Source organism: Vibrio sp. 14N.309.X.WAT.E.F5, from assembly GCF_030397615.1.
Classification (GTDB): domain Bacteria; phylum Pseudomonadota; class Gammaproteobacteria; order Enterobacterales; family Vibrionaceae; genus Vibrio; species Vibrio lentus.
The window spans coordinates 66,368-87,093 of the sequence record NZ_JAPNXR010000021.1 but is presented as its reverse complement, the minus strand read 5'-3'; the positions used below and the strand labels follow the sequence as shown (position 1 = coordinate 87,093).

General features: G+C 43.4%; 21 protein-coding genes. 9 read left to right on the top strand and 12 right to left on the bottom strand.

Annotated features, from left to right (window positions below; genetic code table 11):
• Positions 1–49 precede the first annotated feature (49 nt).
• The 5 genes from OW495_RS19165 to OW495_RS19145 form a co-directional block, all read right to left on the bottom strand.
• Positions 50–1,042, bottom strand: a complete 993-nt coding sequence (locus tag OW495_RS19165; RefSeq protein WP_286298772.1) for an ABC transporter substrate-binding protein — start codon at positions 1,040–1,042, stop codon at positions 50–52.
• Positions 1,043–1,585: 543 nt separating this feature from the next.
• On the bottom strand, positions 1,586–2,275 hold the full coding sequence (locus tag OW495_RS19160; RefSeq protein ID WP_289887797.1) for a chromosome partitioning protein ParA: 690 nt from the start codon (positions 2,273–2,275) through the stop codon (positions 1,586–1,588).
• Complete coding sequence (locus OW495_RS19155; RefSeq protein ID WP_289887796.1) at positions 2,275–4,374, bottom strand: SLBB domain-containing protein; 2,100 nt, start codon at positions 4,372–4,374, stop codon at positions 2,275–2,277. Before OW495_RS19155 ends, OW495_RS19160 begins: the two co-directional genes overlap by 1 nt.
• Entirely contained in the window at positions 4,371–5,204 is an 834-nt protein-coding gene (locus tag OW495_RS19150; protein WP_289887795.1) for an OmpA family protein, read from the bottom strand. Before OW495_RS19150 ends, OW495_RS19155 begins: the two co-directional genes overlap by 4 nt.
• A gap of 69 nt (positions 5,205–5,273) precedes the next feature.
• The gene (locus tag OW495_RS19145; protein ID WP_017105482.1) at positions 5,274–5,600 is read right to left on the bottom strand and encodes an STAS domain-containing protein; all 327 of its coding nucleotides are present in this window, start codon (positions 5,598–5,600) and stop codon (positions 5,274–5,276) included.
• 294 nt (positions 5,601–5,894) lie between these two features.
• On the opposite strand from OW495_RS19145, the gene OW495_RS19140 reads away from it, so the two are divergent.
• Positions 5,895–6,737, top strand: coding sequence for a DNA ligase (locus OW495_RS19140; protein WP_289887794.1), 843 nt, complete (start codon positions 5,895–5,897; stop codon positions 6,735–6,737).
• Positions 6,738–6,882: 145 nt separating this feature from the next.
• On the opposite strand, the gene OW495_RS19135 is transcribed toward OW495_RS19140, so the two are convergent.
• On the bottom strand, positions 6,883–8,253 hold the full coding sequence (locus OW495_RS19135) for an MATE family efflux transporter (protein WP_065103441.1): 1,371 nt from the start codon (positions 8,251–8,253) through the stop codon (positions 6,883–6,885).
• A 161-nt stretch (positions 8,254–8,414) separates the two neighbouring features.
• On the opposite strand from OW495_RS19135, the gene OW495_RS19130 reads away from it, so the two are divergent.
• On the top strand, positions 8,415–9,023 hold the full coding sequence (locus OW495_RS19130; RefSeq protein WP_102280837.1) for a riboflavin synthase subunit alpha: 609 nt from the start codon (positions 8,415–8,417) through the stop codon (positions 9,021–9,023).
• A gap of 107 nt (positions 9,024–9,130) precedes the next feature.
• On the opposite strand, the gene OW495_RS19125 is transcribed toward OW495_RS19130, so the two are convergent.
• Positions 9,131–9,334, bottom strand: coding sequence for a CPXCG motif-containing cysteine-rich protein (locus OW495_RS19125; RefSeq protein WP_004733789.1), 204 nt, complete (start codon positions 9,332–9,334; stop codon positions 9,131–9,133).
• Between the two features lie 169 nt (positions 9,335–9,503).
• On the bottom strand, positions 9,504–10,370 hold the full coding sequence (locus OW495_RS19120) for a fructosamine kinase family protein (RefSeq protein ID WP_017107077.1): 867 nt from the start codon (positions 10,368–10,370) through the stop codon (positions 9,504–9,506).
• Between the two features lie 569 nt (positions 10,371–10,939).
• Here OW495_RS19120 and OW495_RS19115 point away from each other — a divergent pair.
• Positions 10,940–11,284: a DUF3802 family protein gene (locus OW495_RS19115; protein WP_017112048.1), complete on the top strand. Its 345-nt coding sequence runs from the start codon at positions 10,940–10,942 to the stop codon at positions 11,282–11,284.
• Between the two features lie 54 nt (positions 11,285–11,338).
• Here the strand turns inward: OW495_RS19115 and OW495_RS19110 are convergent, their stop codons facing one another.
• Positions 11,339–11,824, bottom strand: a complete 486-nt coding sequence (locus OW495_RS19110) for an NlpC/P60 family protein (protein WP_289887792.1) — start codon at positions 11,822–11,824, stop codon at positions 11,339–11,341.
• Positions 11,825–11,928: 104 nt separating this feature from the next.
• Between OW495_RS19110 and OW495_RS19105 the strand changes: the two genes are divergently transcribed.
• Positions 11,929–13,983, top strand: a complete 2,055-nt coding sequence (locus OW495_RS19105) for a methyl-accepting chemotaxis protein (RefSeq protein WP_289887791.1) — start codon at positions 11,929–11,931, stop codon at positions 13,981–13,983.
• A gap of 128 nt (positions 13,984–14,111) precedes the next feature.
• On the opposite strand, the gene OW495_RS19100 is transcribed toward OW495_RS19105, so the two are convergent.
• Positions 14,112–14,447, bottom strand: a complete 336-nt coding sequence (locus tag OW495_RS19100; RefSeq protein ID WP_017112051.1) for an AzlD domain-containing protein — start codon at positions 14,445–14,447, stop codon at positions 14,112–14,114.
• Positions 14,448–14,449: 2 nt separating this feature from the next.
• Positions 14,450–15,187 carry an AzlC family ABC transporter permease gene (locus OW495_RS19095; protein ID WP_065103436.1) on the bottom strand — a complete coding sequence of 246 codons (738 nt, stop codon included), beginning with the start codon at positions 15,185–15,187 and terminating at the stop codon, positions 14,450–14,452.
• Positions 15,188–15,489: 302 nt separating this feature from the next.
• Between OW495_RS19095 and OW495_RS19090 the strand changes: the two genes are divergently transcribed.
• From OW495_RS19090 to OW495_RS19080, 3 genes are all read left to right on the top strand, one after another.
• On the top strand, positions 15,490–15,870 hold the full coding sequence (locus tag OW495_RS19090) for a RidA family protein (RefSeq protein ID WP_017112053.1): 381 nt from the start codon (positions 15,490–15,492) through the stop codon (positions 15,868–15,870).
• 40 nt (positions 15,871–15,910) lie between these two features.
• Complete coding sequence (locus tag OW495_RS19085) at positions 15,911–17,185, top strand: L-serine ammonia-lyase, iron-sulfur-dependent, subunit alpha (protein ID WP_065103434.1); 1,275 nt, start codon at positions 15,911–15,913, stop codon at positions 17,183–17,185.
• Positions 17,186–17,260: 75 nt separating this feature from the next.
• Positions 17,261–17,908 (top strand): PAS domain-containing protein, encoded by a 648-nt coding sequence (locus OW495_RS19080; protein ID WP_289887787.1) that lies wholly within the window; start codon positions 17,261–17,263, stop codon positions 17,906–17,908.
• 28 nt (positions 17,909–17,936) lie between these two features.
• On the opposite strand, the gene OW495_RS19075 is transcribed toward OW495_RS19080, so the two are convergent.
• Positions 17,937–18,734, bottom strand: coding sequence for a sterol desaturase family protein (locus tag OW495_RS19075; RefSeq protein ID WP_289887786.1), 798 nt, complete (start codon positions 18,732–18,734; stop codon positions 17,937–17,939).
• Positions 18,735–18,802: 68 nt separating this feature from the next.
• On the opposite strand from OW495_RS19075, the gene OW495_RS19070 reads away from it, so the two are divergent.
• Together OW495_RS19070 and nagK are read left to right on the top strand one after the other, a co-directional pair.
• A complete protein-coding gene (locus OW495_RS19070; protein ID WP_076672039.1) occupies positions 18,803–19,549 on the top strand; it encodes a tRNA-uridine aminocarboxypropyltransferase in 747 nt (248 codons plus the stop codon).
• 163 nt (positions 19,550–19,712) lie between these two features.
• Positions 19,713–20,621 (top strand): N-acetylglucosamine kinase, encoded by a 909-nt coding sequence (gene nagK, locus OW495_RS19065; protein WP_017112058.1) that lies wholly within the window; start codon positions 19,713–19,715, stop codon positions 20,619–20,621.
• Positions 20,622–20,726 lie beyond the last annotated feature (105 nt).

Genomic DNA, 20,726 nt, shown 5'->3' with positions numbered 1-20,726 from the left:
ATAGCGACGTTATTTATTCCTATTATTTTCATCTACTTAGCGGGAGCGATTACAGCTCTGCTTCTACTTTTTTCGCGACTTCTTGAGATACCCATGGGTGCCATATTTCTGGGAATTCACTCAAGAAATGGATACTCGCTTCTTCACCATCCGCTTGATTGTCTTCCATCCAAGCAAGAAGTGAGTTCATTTTGTCGTTCGTGAAACCACGTTTAGTGAAGTAGTCGTAAGCCTCAGGTGCTCTTGATGCGAAGTCTTCTGTCGTGACGGTGTGAACAGGTGAAGGCGGGTACATGGTTGCTTTAGGAGAATCACAGTCTTCCTTAGTGGTACAGTTCAAAAACTCCTGTTCATTGACGCCACTACCAAAGTCAACTTTGACCATATCGTATTTACCTAACACCGCGGTTGGTGCCCAGTAATAACCAAACCAAGCTTCTTCACGTTCATAAGCTTTAGCGATAGATCCAGATAAGCCGGCACTCGAGCCTGGATCCACAATAGTGAAACCACTCTCTTCTAGGTCAAGAGCTTCAAACAAGTTACCGGCACTGATTTGACAATTCCAACCTGCTGGGCAGCTATAAAATGCAGATGTATCTGGGTCTTCTGGGTGTTTAAACAAGCTAGCGTTTTTGCGGACGCCTTCAATGGTTGCCATTTCTGGGTATTGCTTAACCAAGTAAGCGGGCACCCAAAAACCTTCTTCACCACCGTTTACAAGGGCTTTACCTGCGTAGCGGAGACGTTTCTCTTGGACACCTTTATCAAGTGCGTCTTTGAGACTGTTACTCCATAGTTCTGGTGCAACATCCGGTTGGCCTTTTTCAATCATCGACGTGCCAGTTGGCATTGTGTCACCAGGGATGAGTTCGGCATCACAACCATAACCGTGTTCTAGGATGAATTGGTCAATGTTGGCGATTAAAGTTGCAGAGTTCCAGTTCATATCTGCGATTGTTACGCTGCCACATTCACCAGCGTTAGCATGACCACTGGCTGCTGCAACTAACAAAAATACGGAGCTTAACTTGTATTTCATATTGAGTTTCCTTTCTCTTTAATAATACAACCAAGCTAATCAAGGTCTGTTGACTAACTAAATTGCTCGATGGTGAGCCTTTCCGTGTATTTGAACCATTTGAGCAGAAGGAGGGATGGAGGGAATATGAATAGATAAATCAACAAAGCATAAAGTGTGATTTGCTTGATTCATCCACTGTGTTTCACAGCCATCGGATAACTTTGTCAAACTATTACAAATTCGTCAAAAACCACCTCTATTTATAATCTTAGGGAATATTCGTACGAATTCCATCTTTGATGCGATTTGCATAGTGCTTTAACCGTCTGTGTCACATTACCGCTAAAGTTAGGCACAGGGCTGTTGATCTTTGAGTGGTTTTGAAGGTGGTAAGACCATATTTGTGATGTGTGAAATGCGTTGAATGGTTTTTAAAATCGTATTTTTAACGATAATTTCGCCAAAAACACCAAATTTGGTGTGAGGTGAATTAGCTCTAGGACTAGTAGGATAGGTGGCTGTCGGGTTTTGAATGACAGCCGGAAATCGACACAGGAAAAATCACATTGGCAGATTTAAAAACTCATTTTGATAAAGTTTGTTTGCCAAGCGGTCACGGAGCTTAGAAGGAAGGAATTTCATTCGGTTGACCTGTCGAACCAGTTCTTGAGCGAAGCTTGGGTTGTTCTTCATGTTCATCACGCAACCCATCAGGGAAATGCTTTGAGCATCAAGAAGTTTCTTCGCTTGCTCAAGATGATGAGTTGATGTTTCACCATAGGCGACAACAAGCAGTGCACAATCACAAGCACTCGCAACCGATTGAGCAGGAATATTCCCCTTGTTGATATTAAGCAGAGGCGACGTATCAATGATCACACGGTCGTACTTTCCTAACCACTGAGTCACCGCTTTGTTGAGTGTCGCTGGGTCTTTATAAGCGAGCTGAGTTGATGCGACTTGTGGAGCAGGGACGCCAATGAACATACGATGAGATTCAATGTGTTCAATAAGTTGACCCGATTGTTCCTCTTCAAGCATGTGCAAATTCTTAAATGCAGAGTTGAACAAGTTGAGGTCAACATACAGCGTAGAGTGACCCGCCAACAGGAAACGTTCCGCTAATGCCGTTGCAATAGATGTTACGCCGTCACCTGAATGGCAGGCGGTGACACAGATAGAGCGTTGTCCATTCAGTTCAGAAGCTAAGTACAGTTGTTCAACTTCTGCATGCGTTGCTGAGATAGTCATTATAACGCTCCTATTAAGACGATCATTGTTGTTAGACGTAGTATGTCTTCTAGACCTACACGAGCTTTTTCCATAAAGCTCTCTCGGCGATCTGGGATGTAGATAGTGTCACCAGCGCGCAGTACTGGGAGGTTGTAAATGTTGGCTGTTTTGCTGAACTCAACAAGGTCGAAGGTACGCGCTTGGCCTTGGCAACAAGACATGTTCACAATGGTAATTTTCTCTACGTAAGCGTTATCAGTAGGGCCTGCCGCTTCTGCCAAGATATCCAAGATAGTCATGTTGTCGTTAAACACATAACGACCTGGATTATTGATAGCCCCAAGCACACGAACGGTTTCTTCTTTCGGCGTGTCTAACCAGTTTTTACCTTTCTCTGGGATATAAATGGTGTCGCCAGTGGTTACGTTTGGCAGTAATGATTCATCACCTGTTTCAAAGTACAGTGATAGGTTCAGTTTGCTTACTTGAGAGTAAGTTTTGTCACGGTGTGTGACTCGAACATTGTGGATGTCGGCATCTTTAGTTGGGCCATCAGCCGCTGACAGTATGTCTAAGAAATGCATATCTTTAGTGAAACGGTAACGACCAGGGGCATTCACTTGCCCGAAGATATAGATTGATGCGTCTGAACTTTGACGAACCCATTGTGATTTATTGTCTGAAGGATCTTGTGGTAAATCGTGAACACGAACGATAGAGCCAGCGCGAATGTAGGGCATTTGATCTCGTGGTGCACCATTTCTGATGAAATCATCAAGGTTGAACACAACCAACTTTCTACCCGTTACTACTTCAATTTTTGATGTATCGGCACGTAATGTAGGACCACCGACATGAGCCAATAATCCCATGAAGTTCATTTCATCTGACCATTCAATACGCCCAGGGCGGTTCACTTCGCCAATAACGTTAACCGCTCTGTCTGGCGCAATCTTCAACCAAGACTTCTCGTTCATGTCCGTTTTCTCTGGAACGAAAATAGCGTCGCCTGCCTTAATATTCGGTGGGTTAGAGTTAGGTAGCCCTTCTGTGTAAGCCGACAAATCGAATTTAATCACTCTGCCATCTGCTTTGATTACACGTATTTGGCGAGATTCCGCAAATCGAGTCGGGCCGCCAGCATTGGCAAGGATATCCATGAAAGTAGCGTCTCTTTTTCCTTCAAAAGCGCCGGGAGCGGCAACTTCACCCATCACGTAAACCATATTGGCACCAGACTTAATCTCTTCTTCTTGCTTCGGTACAAAAATGGTTGAGCCGGGGCGAAGAACAGGTAACAAGCTTTCATCACCAGAGTCTAGGTAGCGTTTAAGATTGAATAGAGTAGGTGTGTTGTTAGAGATTACACGGATTTGCTCGACGCTGGCATAGCGAGTCACACCGCCCGAACGCATAAGCACATCGACGAGGTCAGTATTCTCTTTGTACGTGAATGAACCCGGCGCATTTACCTCACCAAATACCTTAATGGCATTGCGAGAGTCGGCACTGTCGCCAGAGTTAGCAAGCTTGGCTGGGTCAAACTCTTGTTCAATGTTACCTACAAGCGGGGAAGCAGGAACAAATAGAGAATCGAGCGATTGCAGTGTCGGTAGGTTAGCTTCATCACCTGAGTCTAGAAAGCGTTTGTAGTTGAACTCTTTTTTGTCAGAGCCACGTTTTAGAATTAATTTGTCTAACTGTGCACCTGAACGTAAACCGCCTGCAGCGTACAGTGCCATTTGAACACTTGAACCTAGCGCTAACGTGTATTCGCCCGGTTCTTTTACATAACCTTGTACCGAGATGATGATTTGTTGCTCTTTTACATAAACGGATGCGTTTGATAGGTCCTTGTATGCCGTAGCCAGTGACTCCAGAACGACTTTGTTTAGTTGTTCATTGTTGTAACCTGCCACGAACACTGCGCCGACTTCAGGGAGGGTAATTCGTCCGCGTTTATCAACTTGGAAACCTGTATTTAGAGTGCTTTCACCAGGAACATTCACTTGGATAAGGTCACCGACCTGTACCGCATCAGAAAACTCGTCATTAGCCTGAACGAAACTCGCGAAGCACAATGCGAATGTGATGAGTAAAGTGATTAGTGATTTCATAGTGCACCTCCCATCTTCGCTGCGTTCTCTGGCGAGATGACTTCAATGCTCACTCGACGGTTTGTCAGCATGGTTCCGTCAGATTCACCCTCAAAAAGTGGCACCGTTTCACCGACTGATACGGCTTTAATTCGTTGTGGACTTAGGCCAAAGATAGTGAGGTAGCGTTCGACTTGTTTTGCACGTCCTAGCGCTAGCTTATCGTTGTACTCTTCAGAACCTGCCGCATCAGCGTGTCCTGTAACAATAAGGTCTAAAGACCTGTTTTCTTTTAAAATGTAAGACGCTTCGGCCAATTTACCCATGTATTTAGGATTCACTTCAGTCGAATTTTGAGCGAATTGGTTGTCAACGTTGAGTAGGTCGTACAGTTGTTCGATCACAGATAACTGCATGCGAAATTGGTTTTCGTTCTTCGGTGGTTCACAACGCGCTTGAGAAGTCACATAGTCGAGTTGAACTTCGAGTTCGTTGAGACGCTTTCTTTGAATAACAAGGTCATTGGCTGCATCTAACAAAAGGCCACCTTGTAGTTCACGAGCAATTCGGTTTTGTTTTTCAATGGCTTGAACGACAGCTGCAGGGAAGCACCAACGCGCACCTTCTTGAATTAACGCATCTAAATGCAATTTTGCGAGTTGCCAATCAAAACGTAGTCCATGTTCAGGACCAAGAGGTTCGTCAGGCATGACAGGTGAGAAGTCAGAATTCTGGTAATTAAGTGAATCGTAGCTTTCAGCTAAACCGCCTGTGCCTTGCTCTGGATAGCTTGTGCAACCCAGAACTAGAGCAGACAGAGAAAGGGCTATGTAGTTTTTAAGTAATTTCATGCCAACGTCCTTTGTTTTTTCTTTTTATTATTATTTTTAGATACTTACTTCTAGCTTAGTGGATCTTTTTTAATTAGCAGGACTTTTTGAGTTAACAGGGATTGCGTGACCAATACGAAGTAAGTTCATGATTTCTAGAGGTTGTCCTGAAACGTTTTCTAAACGCATATTTCTTTCACGCTCTGTAAGACGTTTAAACATGTAGACGATTGCGCCCACACCTGATGAATCAAGAAACTGTACTTGGCTGAAATCTACTTCGATTTCTTGATGACCGTCGTTCGAAATAACATCATCGATGTCAGTTTGAGCATCTCGACTACCTGCTGCGTCTAAATCACCAAAAATAGAAAGAGTCAGTGTCGTAGTGTTTAAGTCAATTTTACGTAATTCCATAATGTTATCTCCTTGAATGCATGTGTTTACAATTGCACTGAATGTGCCAACTTTTTTATTTATTATTTTCAATGGTTTAGGGTAATTAGTTGTTCGGATGTCATATTGAGAAATAGGACTTCTCAATATGAGAACTAAAAATGAGTGAATTTTTGAGAGCTACTAGGTATTAATTTGATGAATGAAATCAAGGGTTGAATAATGTTGACGTTTGGATCGCATCGTTTATTTAATTCCTGATATCAACTCTGTTGAACACATAGGATGAAAGGAGTGAATAATACGGAGTGAATAATGAGGTTAACCAAACTGGCTATAGCGACGTTGTGGGCGTGTACTTTAGCTGCGCATTCATCGTATTTACCACCGGATCAATTGGTGCTTGCCAATACCTATCAACAAGGAATAGATGTCTCTCAATATTGGAAAAGCGAAAAACTGGATGGTATTAGAGCGTTGTGGGATGGCGAGCATCTATTCACGCGTAACGGCAATCGAATTTATGTCCCTAAGTGGTTTGTTGCAAAACTTCCTAAAGTTCACTTAGAAGGCGAGTTATGGGCAGGGCGAGGTAACTTCCATATTGTTCAATCAACCGTTTTAGATCATACGCCCAGTGATACTGCGTGGCAGAAAATCGACTTCATGCTTTTCGATATGCCTGGAGCTGCTGGAGATTATCAAAAACGTTATTACAACATTCTCCATTGGGCGAGTGTGATTGATGAAAAGCATATTGGTTACATCGAACATTTCCCCATACCCAATGAAGAGTTGTTATTCCAGCAGTTAGACAACATCGATGAAGAGAATGGTGAAGGCATTATGCTTCGTAAGATCACCAGTCGTTATCAAGCAGGAAGAAGCAACGACCTGTTGAAACTCAAAAGACATCATGACGCTGAAGCGACCGTTATCGGTTACAAGGGAGGAACAGGAAAATACAAAGGCATGATGGGCTCAATATTAGTGCACACTGAAGAGGGTGTTGAATTTTATATTGGGAGTGGGTTTAGCGATAAAATGAGATTGGCACCGCCAGAGATCGGCAGTCGAATTACCTTCCGCTATAACGGCTTTACGCAAAACGGAAAGCCCAAGTTTGCACGCTTTGTTCGAGAAAAGAGTGAGTATTGAAAACAAAAGCAGTGACAGCATTCAAACGAGAATATTTAGGTTAACAGGAAATAAAAAGAGCCCTGACAATTCAGAGCTCTTGAGGTTTATTTGTATACTGGATTTACGTTAGTAATTCGCGACTAATTATTAACGAATTAACGAATTAACGAGAACTAAACTCTAGCTGAACATCATCATCTTGTTTGTGCATCCAGTGCAGGCGCATACCCAACATAATGGCTGCTGACGTAAGACCAATGATGAAACCAATCCAGAAACCATGTGCGCCCATAGGCTCAACTATCCAGTCTTTCATTCCTAATACATAGCCGATAGGAAGGCCAAGTAGCCAGTAGGCAACGAAGGTAATGTTGAAGATCGAACGCATGTCTTTGTATCCGCGCAAAGCACCCGCCGCAATCACTTGAATTGCATCCGTACATTGATATACCGCCGCGAACAACAACAGCTGCATGGCAACGGTGATAACTGCCGTATTTTCAGTATAAAGTAGCGAAACTTGTTCTCTGAACAACACGGTTAGGGCAGCCGTCATAAACGCCGTTACTAATCCAACAATAATGCCCACATGTGTCGCTATTCTTGCGCCTTCTGTGTTGCCTTGCCCCAATTTATGGCCAACACGAATACTCACCGCAGCGCCAATACTCATTGGAATCATGAACACGAGTGAAGAGAAGTTAATCGCGACTTGGTGCGCGGCAACAATCAATGAGCCTAATGGTGCCACCAATAAAGAAACGACTGCAAATAGCGTTACTTCAAAAAAGATTGCAGCGGCAACCGGGAAACCAAGTTTGAACAAACGGATTTGCGCTTTTAACTGTGGCTTATGGAACGTGCCAAAGATATTAATTTTCGCTAAACGCTTCGATGTTAAAACATAAGCAAACAATAAAGCGAACATCACCCAATAGACGATTGCCGTCGCCACGCCACAGCCAACACCACCAAGAGCAGGTGCGCCTAGCTTTCCGTATACAAACATCCAGTTAAGCGGAATGTTTAATAGTAAGCCGATAAAACCGATAACCATTGCGGGTTTGGTTAAAGACATACCATCAGTAAAACTTCTTAAAGTTTGGAACAGCAAAAATGCAGGAACAGCAAACATCACGGCATTCATATAGCCGATGGTCTTGTCTGCCATGAGCTGTTCAATGTCCATCCATTCAAGTATCAGTTGCGTTTGAAAGAGCACACCAATGATTGGAAGAGAGATGACTAGCGCTAAAAACGCACCTTGCTGAATCTCAAATGGAATCTTTACTTGGCGACCCGAGCCATTCAATTGTGCCACTACAGGAACAAGCGCCATTAATAGACCCACGCCAAATAGAATGGATGGTAACCAAATACTTGCTGCAATCGAAACCGCCGCCATATCAATAGCACTTACGCCACCGGCCATAACGGTATCAACAAAACCCATTCCGGTTTGTGCAACTGACGCGATCAAAACTGGGGTCGCAAGTTTGACTAAATTAGAGGCTTCTTCTTTGTAACGATGCACAAACAACTCCAAATAAGAGAGAAAATTAGAATAATAGCGTAGGAATAGACATTCTGAAGGAATCAGAGACACTGATCTTGAGCTTCCACTGGACGAATCATAAAGAAATGTCACAATACTTGCTATGAAAAACTGTTACTAAAATGCTAAATAGGAATCTTATGTTTACAGGTATCGTTCAAGGCATGGCTACACTGGTTGCTATCAACAAAAAAGAGTTGTTTCAGACTCATACCATTGAGTTAAACGACGAGATGGTTGAAGGATTAGCGATTGGTGCTTCAGTCGCTCATAACGGTTGTTGCTTAACCGTTACTGAAATCTCAGGTAACCAAATCTCATTTGATCTCATGCAAGCAACACTAAGACTAACCAACTTAGGCCAACTCGATGTTGGTGACCAAGTAAACGTCGAGCGCGCCGCTAAGTTTGGTGACGAGATCGGTGGTCACAGCATGTCTGGGCACATCGCACTTATGGCTAAGTTAGTCGAAGTGATTAAAACGGAAAACAACCGTACGCTTTGGTTCGAACTGCCAGAAGCATCGATGAAATATGTTCTGAGCAAAGGCTACATTGGTGTCGATGGCTGTTCATTAACGATTGGTGAAGTGGAAGACAATCGTTTCTCTGTACATCTGATCCCAGAAACGCTGAATCGCACTCTATTTGGTGGCCGTGAAGTAGGGGACGATGTGAACATCGAATTCGACCCTCAAACACAAGCTATCGTTGATACCGTAGAACGCGTACTCGCAAATCAGAAATAACCTGCACGACAAGGTTTATGGTTTGAGTAATAAGATATCGTTATAAATAACAAAAAGAGCACATCAGGTGCTCTTTTTTGATCTGGGCTGAACCTAAAAATGATTGGTCAGAAAACCTGTTCATCGTCTGCATCAATCGAGAGATTAATTCTGTCTCTCACTTCATCTACCTGCATGTCGAGGTGAATGGCATTGCAACACGCTGGACAATCGTCGTAGAAATCTTGGCTACCATTGGAAGCATCGAGCGTTATACTGATGGCGTGCCCACAATGAGGGCAAGAGACATGTTTCTCGGTGTATTTATGCATGGCGAATTCTCCTCACTGTAACTTTTATCAATTGCAGCCGCTTTATCGAACGTGGACGCTTTTCCCAATCGTAGTCGCTTATATCTAACGTTCTAGCTTATGTCGATCCTAGAAGCTTATATCGAACACGGCTGCTTGTATGGTTCTTGGTCAACCGCTGTGACTGGTATTAAACGGCCTGAATCTTCTGAATACACGCTTCGGTTTGCGCTAAATACTCACCGCCAAATTGATTGCAGTGATTTAGAAGATGGTACAGGTTGTAAATGTCTTTTCGATCAGTATAGCCAACGTCTAGTGGCATGACGCTTTGATAGCCGTCATAAAACTCTTCAGGGAAGCCTTCGAACAATTCGGTTAGCGCTAAATCGCACTCATGGTCACCCCAGTAACAAGCAGGGTCGTAACAAATTGGGCCAAAAGCAGAATTGGCAACATTTCCGTTCCAAAGATCACCGTGAAGTAACGAAGGGCGGGGATTGTGGCCCGCAAGTCGCATATTGACCACGTCGACGATATCGTCGATGTCACCAAATTCGATGCCTTTTTCTTTCAGAAGCTGCAGCTGAAAACCTATACGCTGCTCTGAGAAAAAACGGCCCCATTTTTTGTGCCATGGATTGGGCTGAAGGGTACTGCCAATATAGTTATCTTGGTCGCAACCAAACTCTTTTTGTTCACCCCAGCTGTGCAATTGTGCCAGTTGAACGCCAAAGTCATAACTATTATTGCCTGTTTCTAAAGGCTTGGTTGGTAGGTAATTAAGAATAATGAACGAGCACTCTTTGGTTTTACCAATCAGCACCAACTCTGGGACGTAGACTGTGGAAGTATTTCTTAGTAAGCGCAGGTTCTCAGCTTCAATTTCAAATTTTGGGAGAAATTCCCGCTGATTCACTTTTACAAAGTAACGTTCATTACCATCACTGATCATATAGCAATCGTTAATGTCACCACCAGGCACCTTAGTACGTTCAGTAATCTGAAAGTTGAATAAAAGGGTGTCTGAAAGCTGTTGAGAAATGGCCTGCCACATAGGAAATCCTCACAGAACTGTTGATTTGAAATACTAAATACAAATAGTTTAATAGCAATAGTTTAGGATAAATCTGAGCAATTTATAGACGTTCTGGTCAATGTTCTTATCTCTTATTCCGTTCGATATGCATCAATTATAGAATTTGTGAACTCGAACTGTCTCAATGCCGTTGATATACCAGAAGAAATCATACTTTGTTAGGTCGTCAACGGTTTGGAACAGGTATCACATCTGAGCCCGATAAGATCCCTGTTAACTGGAAAAGAAGGGGCGGATTAGTATCGTCTACACGTTACCTTATTTGGTTCTAATAAGATGGTTAACGCTCATAAGACAATAGGTAGAATGCCAGTAAGGTATTAAATCCGTTTGTCGCTGGTCTTTTCACCTGTTTAGTTCGATGGCTTGTTTGATACTTGAGAGGTTGATTTAAATTTGAGCTCAAATGCTAACAAAGATCATTTAAATGCGACTTTTAATAATAAAATGATGACAAATGACCTAATTTACATAGTATTAGCCAAGTACGTATTAATCTACTCTTGAGCTTAAAACGGAGATTTATTGTGGTTGTAGAAACCGATGGCTACTTAGCTTTAATCGAGCACCTATCATTCAACCTGGATGTATTCACCAAAGGTACCGGTGATACTGGCACTGAAAGTGTCGAAGACATCGTAACGGACATGATTTCAAGCAACATCATGGCTATTTTCGAGCAAAACCCAGAATTGCATGCCAGCGTTCGTTTTCAATTGTTGAAAGAGGCCGATGCTGTTGTCGCTGATTTGGGTGAAGTATTAGCAGGTGTTTGGGCTAAGAAAGCGACGAACGAACAGATTGTTTTTCTTGATGAATACATCGCATTAGTGAAGAACTTGTTTGATACTGCTGTGGCTAAATACGACTAAGAACAGTTGCTGCTGACGTTAGCTAAATGCAATTAAAGTCAGATAAACTTCAATCTATATACGTCTAAAGTGCCAGAATTTTGAAGCCCAGTAGGGGTTATCAAGCCTTGAGATAATCACGCCTTTAGACGTAGACGCATGTAGGAACTGTTTGTTTCCCAGATAAACACCTACATGTCGAACCTTTGGTGAGGTTTTGAAAAAGACCAGATCACCGCTTATCGCTTGTTCATATGCGATTTCTTTTCCTTGTTGACTCTGATCTTTGGTCGTTCTTGGCAGTGCTTGCTGGGTTGCATTTTGTACAGCAATTTGAACAAATGCAGAGCAATCAACACCTCTAAATGACGTACCACCAAAGTGATAAGGCACACCTTTCCACTGGTCATACACGCTCATATAGGCATTAACAGTCAATTGTTCTGATTTTGATAAGGATTTCTGTGCGGTTTGACTGAAGTGAGAGGGAGGTGGTGTCGAGCTACATGCAGCTAATGTTGCGAAAGTTATTGTAACTGCAAGCATTTTCCTGAATTTCATACGTAACTCTTCTGAAAAAAAAATGAAATAAAAACGTCATCAAGGACTTCTAGTATACGAACTAACTTAAGGATATCTCTTTTCGTAGTCAAACTGGATTTCACATGCCCGACACAAATTTATCAATAAAACCCTCACGTTATACATTCTCGCTCATCCAAACCGTTAGTGCTGTCTTTATTTCCATTCTTTTACTTGTCAGCTTTTTATCAATGGTCAGCATAAGAGGTGTCGAGCGAGTAGGTGGATATTTCGATACGCTATCGGAGCAGGCTTTACCGCTTGCGTTGCACAACGCGGAGCTAACCCAGAGCGTATTAGAACAAGTCAAACTTCTCACTTACAGCACTCAATCAACCGACTTAGATACACTGAATGCAACACGAGGATCGATTGACCAACTCGCTTCCAAGAGTAACGCAACGCTAGAGGAACTCCTTTTTATCTCCCAATCTTTTCCTGATGCGATCTCTCTAGAACAACAACAGAACCTTATCGATGATATGGCGCAACTACAAACCATGACCAACACGGTTCTGCTCGCCCAGATTGAGATTCAAAATAAGCAAAACCTGATCGACAGCAAAATGAGCGAGTTCCGTTACGGTGTTGGTTCGATCGGACCCGAAATGAACCGTATCAGTTCGTTTTTGGTGGAAGATAATCCAGAAGCCAGTGATGCAGCGAATCGTTTCACTTCAAGTGCTTCAGCAATGGCAAATACCTTCTTGATGTTGATGATGCAATCTGACATCGAGAAAGCACAAGACGAATATCGCCAATTAAGAAACCGAATTGCGGGTCTGAACTTGGCTTACAGTGACTTTGCAGATTGGCATCCTGACATTGCTGAATTCGCAAGCCTAACCGCACCTTATGAAATGGTAAAAGAAGGCTTCACAGAACAAGGCGTTATCAAGCAACTACTTTCGAAATTAGAGTTAGTTCAACAACAAGAGCAAGATCTCGCTGAAGTGATCTCTTTAGCGAACACTGTCATCAACACACTGAACCAATTATCTTTTACCGCTTCTCAATTGATTGATGAGAGCGAGCTCGTTGTTAATCAGACTATTACCAATATTGACCGAGTGTTGTTTATCAGCGGTCTAGTGATCGCCATTATCATCGTGCTCTCATGGTTAGTGTTACGTCGCTGGGTCAACAAAGGCCTTAAAAATATTACGCAACAACTGAGCTTGCTTGCAGAGCATGATTTCTCAAAACAAAGCGTATTGGTTGGCCCTTTAGAGTTACAAGTGATTGCTTCGAAACTGAATACCGTGGTCGATTCAACAGCGGATTCTGTGCGCTTGGTGACACGTAACTGCGAAACGCTTTACCAAACCGCAGAAGTAAGCCATGACGCAGCGGAACAAACTAATTCGAGCCTGAATGAGCAAAACGAATCGCTACAGAATATGATCACTACGATTACTGAACTGGAAGCGTCAATCGGTGAAATTGCACGTATATCGAATGCATCAAATGACGACGCGCTACTTGCTGAAAACGAATCGGTAACCGGCAGCCAAGTTGTCGGGCTCAATCAACAACGCCTGCAAGCTTTAGAACACTCTTTGAGTTTGAACGAAGAGTCGATGACCGACCTCGACGGACGTGTTAAGCAGATCCGTGAAATGGTCGATGTGATCAGCGGCATTGCAGAAAACACCAACTTGCTAGCATTGAATGCCGCCATCGAAGCAGCGCGAGCAGGTGAACAAGGCCGAGGCTTTGCCGTAGTTGCCGATGAAGTCAGAAAATTAGCCAGCGGCACTTCTCAGCAAACCACTAATATTCGCAATATGATGAATGAATTGGTCGCAGCAGCTGGACGTTCTCGCTCGGCGGTGACTGAATCGCGAAGCGAAATGGCCAATGCGATGCAAACCAGTGGTGATGTTAAGCAAGCCTTTGAAAAGATTGAAGTTGCAGTGAGTCAGATTAAAGGACGAGTAGAGCAAATCATGGTGGCGACTGAGCAGCAGGCTCGCGCCACTGTTGATGTTACACATTCAATCACCCGTGTATCGGAGCAGGGTGAAGATACCAAGTTGCAGTTAGAGTCTATGATTGAAAGCTCAGAACAAGTTGCCGAGATAGCAGGGCACCAACAAGCCATGCTTCACAAGTACCAGTTGCAAGCTGAAAAGTAGACACGTTCGTTGCTGTTTGTTGATTAATATTGAATAACTACCAAGCGAGATAGGATTGATGCAAAAGGCAGAGTACGAGACTCTGCCTTTTCTTTTTTAACGCTATTTACCTGTCTATTTGAGCTTCTCTACATCGGCAACATTGGCATGATTTGTTGGAAAAAGATAAGCGAGGCAACACCACTGATCACAACCCAAATCAGATCAAAACGAAGGCTAACAAGCGTACAAACAATCGCAGCCAAAACCTTTGGGTTGTGAAGATCGAATTCCATTTCAGGCCCCGCACCTAAAATCTCCACAGCAATGATCGCAGGTAAAACCGTAACGGGAACAAAGCGCAGCGTCTTTTTAAAACGCTCCGACATCTCAAACTTGCCCGCCATACCAATCACAGAAAAACGAATGATGAAGGTTGCCGCCGCCATCGCTAAGGTAATAAGAATAAAAGTCGTTGTATTCATGGTTATGCCACTCCGCTTTCTGCGATTAATAAACCAGTTTGTGTTGCTTCTTGTTCTGCTTTCTCTGTCGAGAGATCCATACGATACCCCGCGTAAACGCCCACAACCGCAGCGATAACGAGACCAAGTGAATAGGGGAGTTCAGCCAGTAGAACGCCGGTGAACGTCGCAACGATTGCCGCCACAATGCACTCGCGACTTTTCACTTGGGGAATCACAATAGCAATGAAGGCTGCAACCATTGCGAAATCTAAACCATAGTTAGCAATTTCAGGGAACGAAGAACCAATCAGAGCGCCCAAGAAATCAGCCACCACCCAGTTAACCCAAAATCCGCCCATCGCCGCCAAATAGAACCAATGACGACCTTGTTTTTCTTCCTTCATTTCATTGATCGTTACTGCGTATACCTCGTCTGTTAATCCGTAAGACATCAATATGCGCATATGAAGAGGGTACTCTTTCATGTGTTCAGACATTGATGCGCTGTAGAGCATGTGACGCAGGTTGATAATGAAAGTAGTAAACATGATGACTACGATACTCGCAGACGATTGAACCAAGCCTAATGCGACCATTTGCGATGAACCAGCAAACACAGTAAATGACCACAAAGTACTTTGAGTAACACTCATCCCGGCTGTGATACTGATTGCTCCGACGATAAATGAAAATGGAAATGCACCTACGCATAACGGCAAGATGGCACGTAGCCCTGCCTGTATCTGTTGTTTATTCATGACTGCTCACCCTAAATTAAAAATTCAAATTTATTTGCAAATTATGGAGAGAATCGTATTGCTGATTCGTTTATTTTTCAAATGCAGATTAAAATTTATTTGATTTAGATCGGTATTACGACTTCGACAGAAATAGGGTCCACGCTTAAATTGTTCAAATTCAGCCACTTAAATTAACTTCCATTTTTGAGATCTTTGATTGACGGTATTTTAAGATAAATATTGCAACTATTTTTGCACTTTGGTTATTTCAGTGTTTAAAATGTAGTTGAAATATTTAGTAACCCAGAACAGGAATAATCATGAAAGAAGTCATCACAGCAGACAGAGCACCAGAAGCTATCGGTCCATACTCACACGGCAACGCATTTGGAAACCTCGTTTTCACATCAGGTCAATTACCTGTGTGCAGAGAAAAAGGCGGTGTCGTAGAAGGTGGTGTGAGTGAACAATCTCGTCAATCGTTACTAAACCTTCAATATGTATTACAAGCGGCGGGCAGTGACCTAGACGCGGTACTAAAAACAACGTGTTACTTATCAGACATTAATGATTTCGCGGCTTTCAATGAAGTCTATAAAGAGTTCTTTGAAACGGATTGTCCAGCTCGTAGCTGCTTTGCAGTGAAGGATCTTCCTTTAGGTGTGAAAATCGAAATTGAAGCAATTGCTGGTCGTAAGTAGCTGCTCGTAAATAATCGAAGAATAGTGTGAGGTCCTTACTATGAAACAACAATGGCAACAGTATAAAGAGATTTTAAATACCGTCGTTAAACCGGCTCTTGGTTGCACAGAACCCATCTCCGCAGCTTACGCTTGTTCAGTCGCGGCCAAGATGCTGGTGGGTACACCCGACAAAGTTCGCGTGTATGTGTCGGATAATTTATACAAAAACTCGATGGGCGTGTTTGTTCCGGGAACAGGAAAAATCGGCTTACCCATTGCTGCTGCTGTTGGTGCAATTGGTGGGGATCCACACGCTGGTCTAGAGGTTTTGGCTAAGATCACCGCACAAGATGTCGATAAAGCTCAAGCGCTTATTGATGCAGGGCAGGTGAGCGCACATCGAAAAGACGTAGATGAATTCATCTATTGCTGTGCTGAAGTTGAATCTGAAGGTCAAATTGCTATCGTTGAAATCAGCGGCGGTCATACTCAGATCATTAAAAAAACGTTAAATGGTACGGTTTTATTCAGTCAAGATTGTGACCAAACGGTGTCAACCGGATCGATTTGTGATGGTATCGATATTGATATCGGCGGTATCTACAATTACGCCACTGGCGCTGAATTTGAAGACATTCAGTTTATTCTAGAGGCGTCAGAGCTCAACAGTAAGTTGTCACAAGAAGGGTTAGCACATGCATACGGGCTTGAAGTTGGCCGTACCATGGAACAAGGTATCCAATTAGGCTTGATGACCGAAGATCTGATGAATAAGATCATCATGCAAACTGCCGCCGCGTCCGACGCTCGAATGGGCGGGGCAACCTTGCCTGCAATGAGTAATTTCGGCAGTGGTAATCAAGGGATCGCTGCAACAATTCCCGTCGCAATTATCGCCGAGCATTTTAAGTCGTCTCAAGAACAATTGGCACGAGCGCTTATCATGAGTCACCTTGGTGCGATTTATATCAAATCATACTATCCACCGCTTTCTGCTTTTTGTGGTAATACGGTAACCAGTGCCGCGGCAGCGATGGCGATGGTGTATCTTGCGAAAGGCTCTTTCGAGCAGAGCTGTTACGCAATTCAGAATGTACTAAGTGATTGTTCTGGAATGGTTTGTGATGGTGCTAAGTCGACATGTGCTATGAAAGTAAAAACCTCAACCAGTGCTGCGGCTAACGGATTCTTAATGGCGATGCGCTGTAATGAAGCCCACAACCAAGGCATTGTAGCTGATGATGTCGAGACCAGTATTCGCAATATTGGAAAATTGGTTACCGCGGGTATGAGTGTTACAGACTCAACGATTATTGATATAATGTCTGCGTAATCAAACGTTTTAGAATAAAACAAACCGCTTGGTATTTTTACTTAGCGGTTTTTTCGCCAGAAGAGGAAGGACTCAGTGTTTGAATTAGCTCAAAGTGATTATGATATTTTGCACTCAATCGAAAACATCGTTGACGGGATTGCTGCAATGTATGGCGTGCATACGGAAGTGTTATTGCACAGTTTAGATGTTCGCAACCCTTCGATTATCAAAATCGCGAACAGTCATGTCACTGGTCGAGACGTAGGCGCACCTATTACCAACTTAGCGCTGATGAAGCTGACTCAAGGTAAAGATGTGTCGGGTGCGTATATGACAAAATGTCCAGATGGCAAAACCTTACGTTCTATGACGACGATAATTCGAAATCCTCAACAGAAAGCCATCGGTTTGCTCTGTATCAACACCAACCTCGATGCGCCATTCCAAGAGGTGATGCATTCACTGGTTCCTTGTTTGTTGCCTCATTTAGAAAGACCTCAAACCACACCTGAAACCTTTGCCCGCAGCAATGAAGAAATGATGCACAGCTCAATTGAAACCGTGCGAGAGCAGGTGACGAGTGATCCTGAAATAGCGCCATCGAAGAAAAGTCGTGAGATTGTGACGCGATTGCATGAAATGGGTATTTTTGATTTGAAAGACAGTGCGCAAATAGCAGCAAAAGGGCTCGATATCTCTATCCACACCATTTACCGCTATCTACGTGAGTTAAAAGCGTAACGTTTGGTTCGTGTTTGTTGTCTAGTTTTTAACTTTTCTGGTTGTATCTAAATGGCTGGGTGATCAGTTTATCCAGCCTCTGTTCCTTGCCATCTTGTATCTCTGGCACACCGATATGAACGTTATCATGGCCAAGCTTAGGCTGGTCACGATATGTCTCAAACCAGATATCCCACACCGATAAGAAGAAACCAAAGTTTGAGTGTGTTTCTTTAACAATGACAGAGTGGTGGACGCGATGCATGTCTGGCGTAACAATCGCTTTTCTTAATCTTTTATCAAACCACAACGGCAGGCGCGCATTACTGTGGTTAAACATGGCGCTGGCATTCAACACAATTTCGAAGATGACAACGGCGATCACTGGAACACCCAGTGCTATGACCAAGCTCACTTTAATCAGCATTGAAAGAATCATTTCTATTGGGTGAAAGCGGGTGCCCGTTGTGACATCGATATCAAGATCAGCGTGATGTACTCGGTGCAGCTTCCACAACCAAGGAACGCGGTGAAACACCAAGTGCTGTAAGTAAATAGCGAAATCCAACAACAATACACAAACCACAATGCTAAGTTCTCTGGGAAGTGACAGGGTATTAAACAAACCCCATTGGTTATCTTGTGCGATAACTGCCGCTTGGAACGCCGCGATAGGGATTAACGTCGCTAACAGAAAGCTATTCAGAGCGACTAAAGCAAAGTTGTTTCCCCAACGAAACCATTTACTCTGAGTCAGCGTTTTACGTGGAAAGCGGTACTCCCAAAGCGCACATAATCCAAAAACGACAATAAAACAAACAAGGCGAAGCAGGGATGGGTCTTGCATGGGAATTCCTTCTATCATTCTAGGGTCACTGTAAGTACAATCGTGCCACTTTTCTAGATCTATCGTTATTGTCCATGAGAATCCACGCTTTTCACCGTTTATACCAACACCGTTTATCCATTGCTACTAAGCCGTTTAATGCGCGCGGGTGTAAAGTAGTGCGATGTGAGTTCTGTAAAATAAAACAAGACAGCTGTATCTGCGAGCATCAACCTAACATTGATACGAACGTCGCGACTATGTTGATCTTGTCAGACAACGAAATCTTAAAACCAAGTAACACCGGTCGTTTGATTGTTGACACGGTAAAAGACAGTTACGCCTACCTTTGGCATCGTACTGAGCCAAATCAAGAGATGTTGGATGTTCTAAAAGACGACAAATACCAACCTGTGATCGTGTTCCCTGAAGACTATACCGACGACAAAACGCGCGTGGTTCAAGACCTGCCACAAATGCGTGACCCAAACAAAACACTATTGCTGATTTTCATCGATGGCAGCTGGCGCGAAGCGCGACGTATCTTCCGTCGTTCAGAGTATCTGCAAGACTTACCTGTGCTGTCGATCGAGCCTGAATCGGTTTCTCAATACATGATGCGTAAGTCAGACAACGAACAACACCTCTCAACTGCCGAAGTCGCGAGCTTAGTATTAAAACAAGCGGGTGAAGAGCAGGGCGCGAAGACTTTACAACTATGGTTTGAAGCATTTCGTGAAAGCTACATGCTAAGTAAGACGCGTTATAAGTCCGATCCGACCAAACCAAGTCTGAACGCTTTCATAGAGCACACCAAAAGTGAGACGTCACTCTAACCTTTAACCGCTTTGTGCTGACTTGTTGTTCAAACAGACTCGATCACGAGATAAGTTTGTTATCTATCACGGTTTGTAGGGGGAGTGTTATGGATAATGCTCCTTAGTTGTTTAATTTAAAAATTTTATTTGCCCTAATTTAGGGAAAAATTGGAGAGATTTCATGTATTACGGCTTCGATGTTGGCGGCACAAAAATTGAGTTTGGTGCATTCAATGAGAAACTTGAGCGAGTAGCAACAGAACGTGTTCCAACACCAACAGACGATTATCAATTACTGCTTGATACGATTGCTGGTTTAGTTAAAAAATACGACAGCGAATTCTCTTGCGAAGGCAAAATTGGCCTTGGTCTTCCTGGCATGGAAAACGCAGACGACGGCACAATGCTTGTTGTTAACGTACCGGCTTCAACAGGTAAGCCACTGCGTAAAGATTTAGAAGCGCTTATTGGTCGTAGTGTAAAAATCGAGAATGATGCGAACTGTTTTGCGCTTTCAGAAGCATGGGATGATGAACTTAAAGATGAACCATCAGTTGCTGGCCTAATTCTAGGTACTGGCTTCGGTGGTGGTTTAGTTTATGAAGGCAAAGTTTTCTCTGGTCGTAACCACGTTGCAGGCGAGTTAGGCCATATGCGTCTTCCTATTGATGCATGGTTCCACCTTGGCGACAACGCGCCGCTATTAGGTTGTGGTTGTGGCAAGAAAGGTTGTTTAGACAGCTACTTATCAGGTCGTGGCTTCGAATTGATTTATGAGCACTACTTCGGTGAGAAGAAGAAAGCGATTGAAATCATCCAAGCATACAACGAAGGTGAAGCAAAAGCGGCTGAGCACGTAGATCGCTTCATGGAGCTATTGGCTATCTGTTTTGCGAACTTGTTTACGGGTCTTGACCCACATGTTGTTGCACTGGGTGGTGGTCTTTCAAACTTCGAACTTATCTACGAAGAGATGCCAAAGCGCATACCTAAGTACCTACTGTCTGTAGCGAAGTGCCCTAAGATCATCAAAGCGAAACACGGTGATTCCGGCGGTGTACGTGGCGCTGCATTCCTTAACATCAAGTAATCGCAACTTAACGTTCAGCTAGCTAGAAGCACAAATAAAAATGCCGCAATCTCGAAAGAGGTTGCGGCATTTTTTATTGTTTGGTTTTCGTTTCTTTAGCTTTTA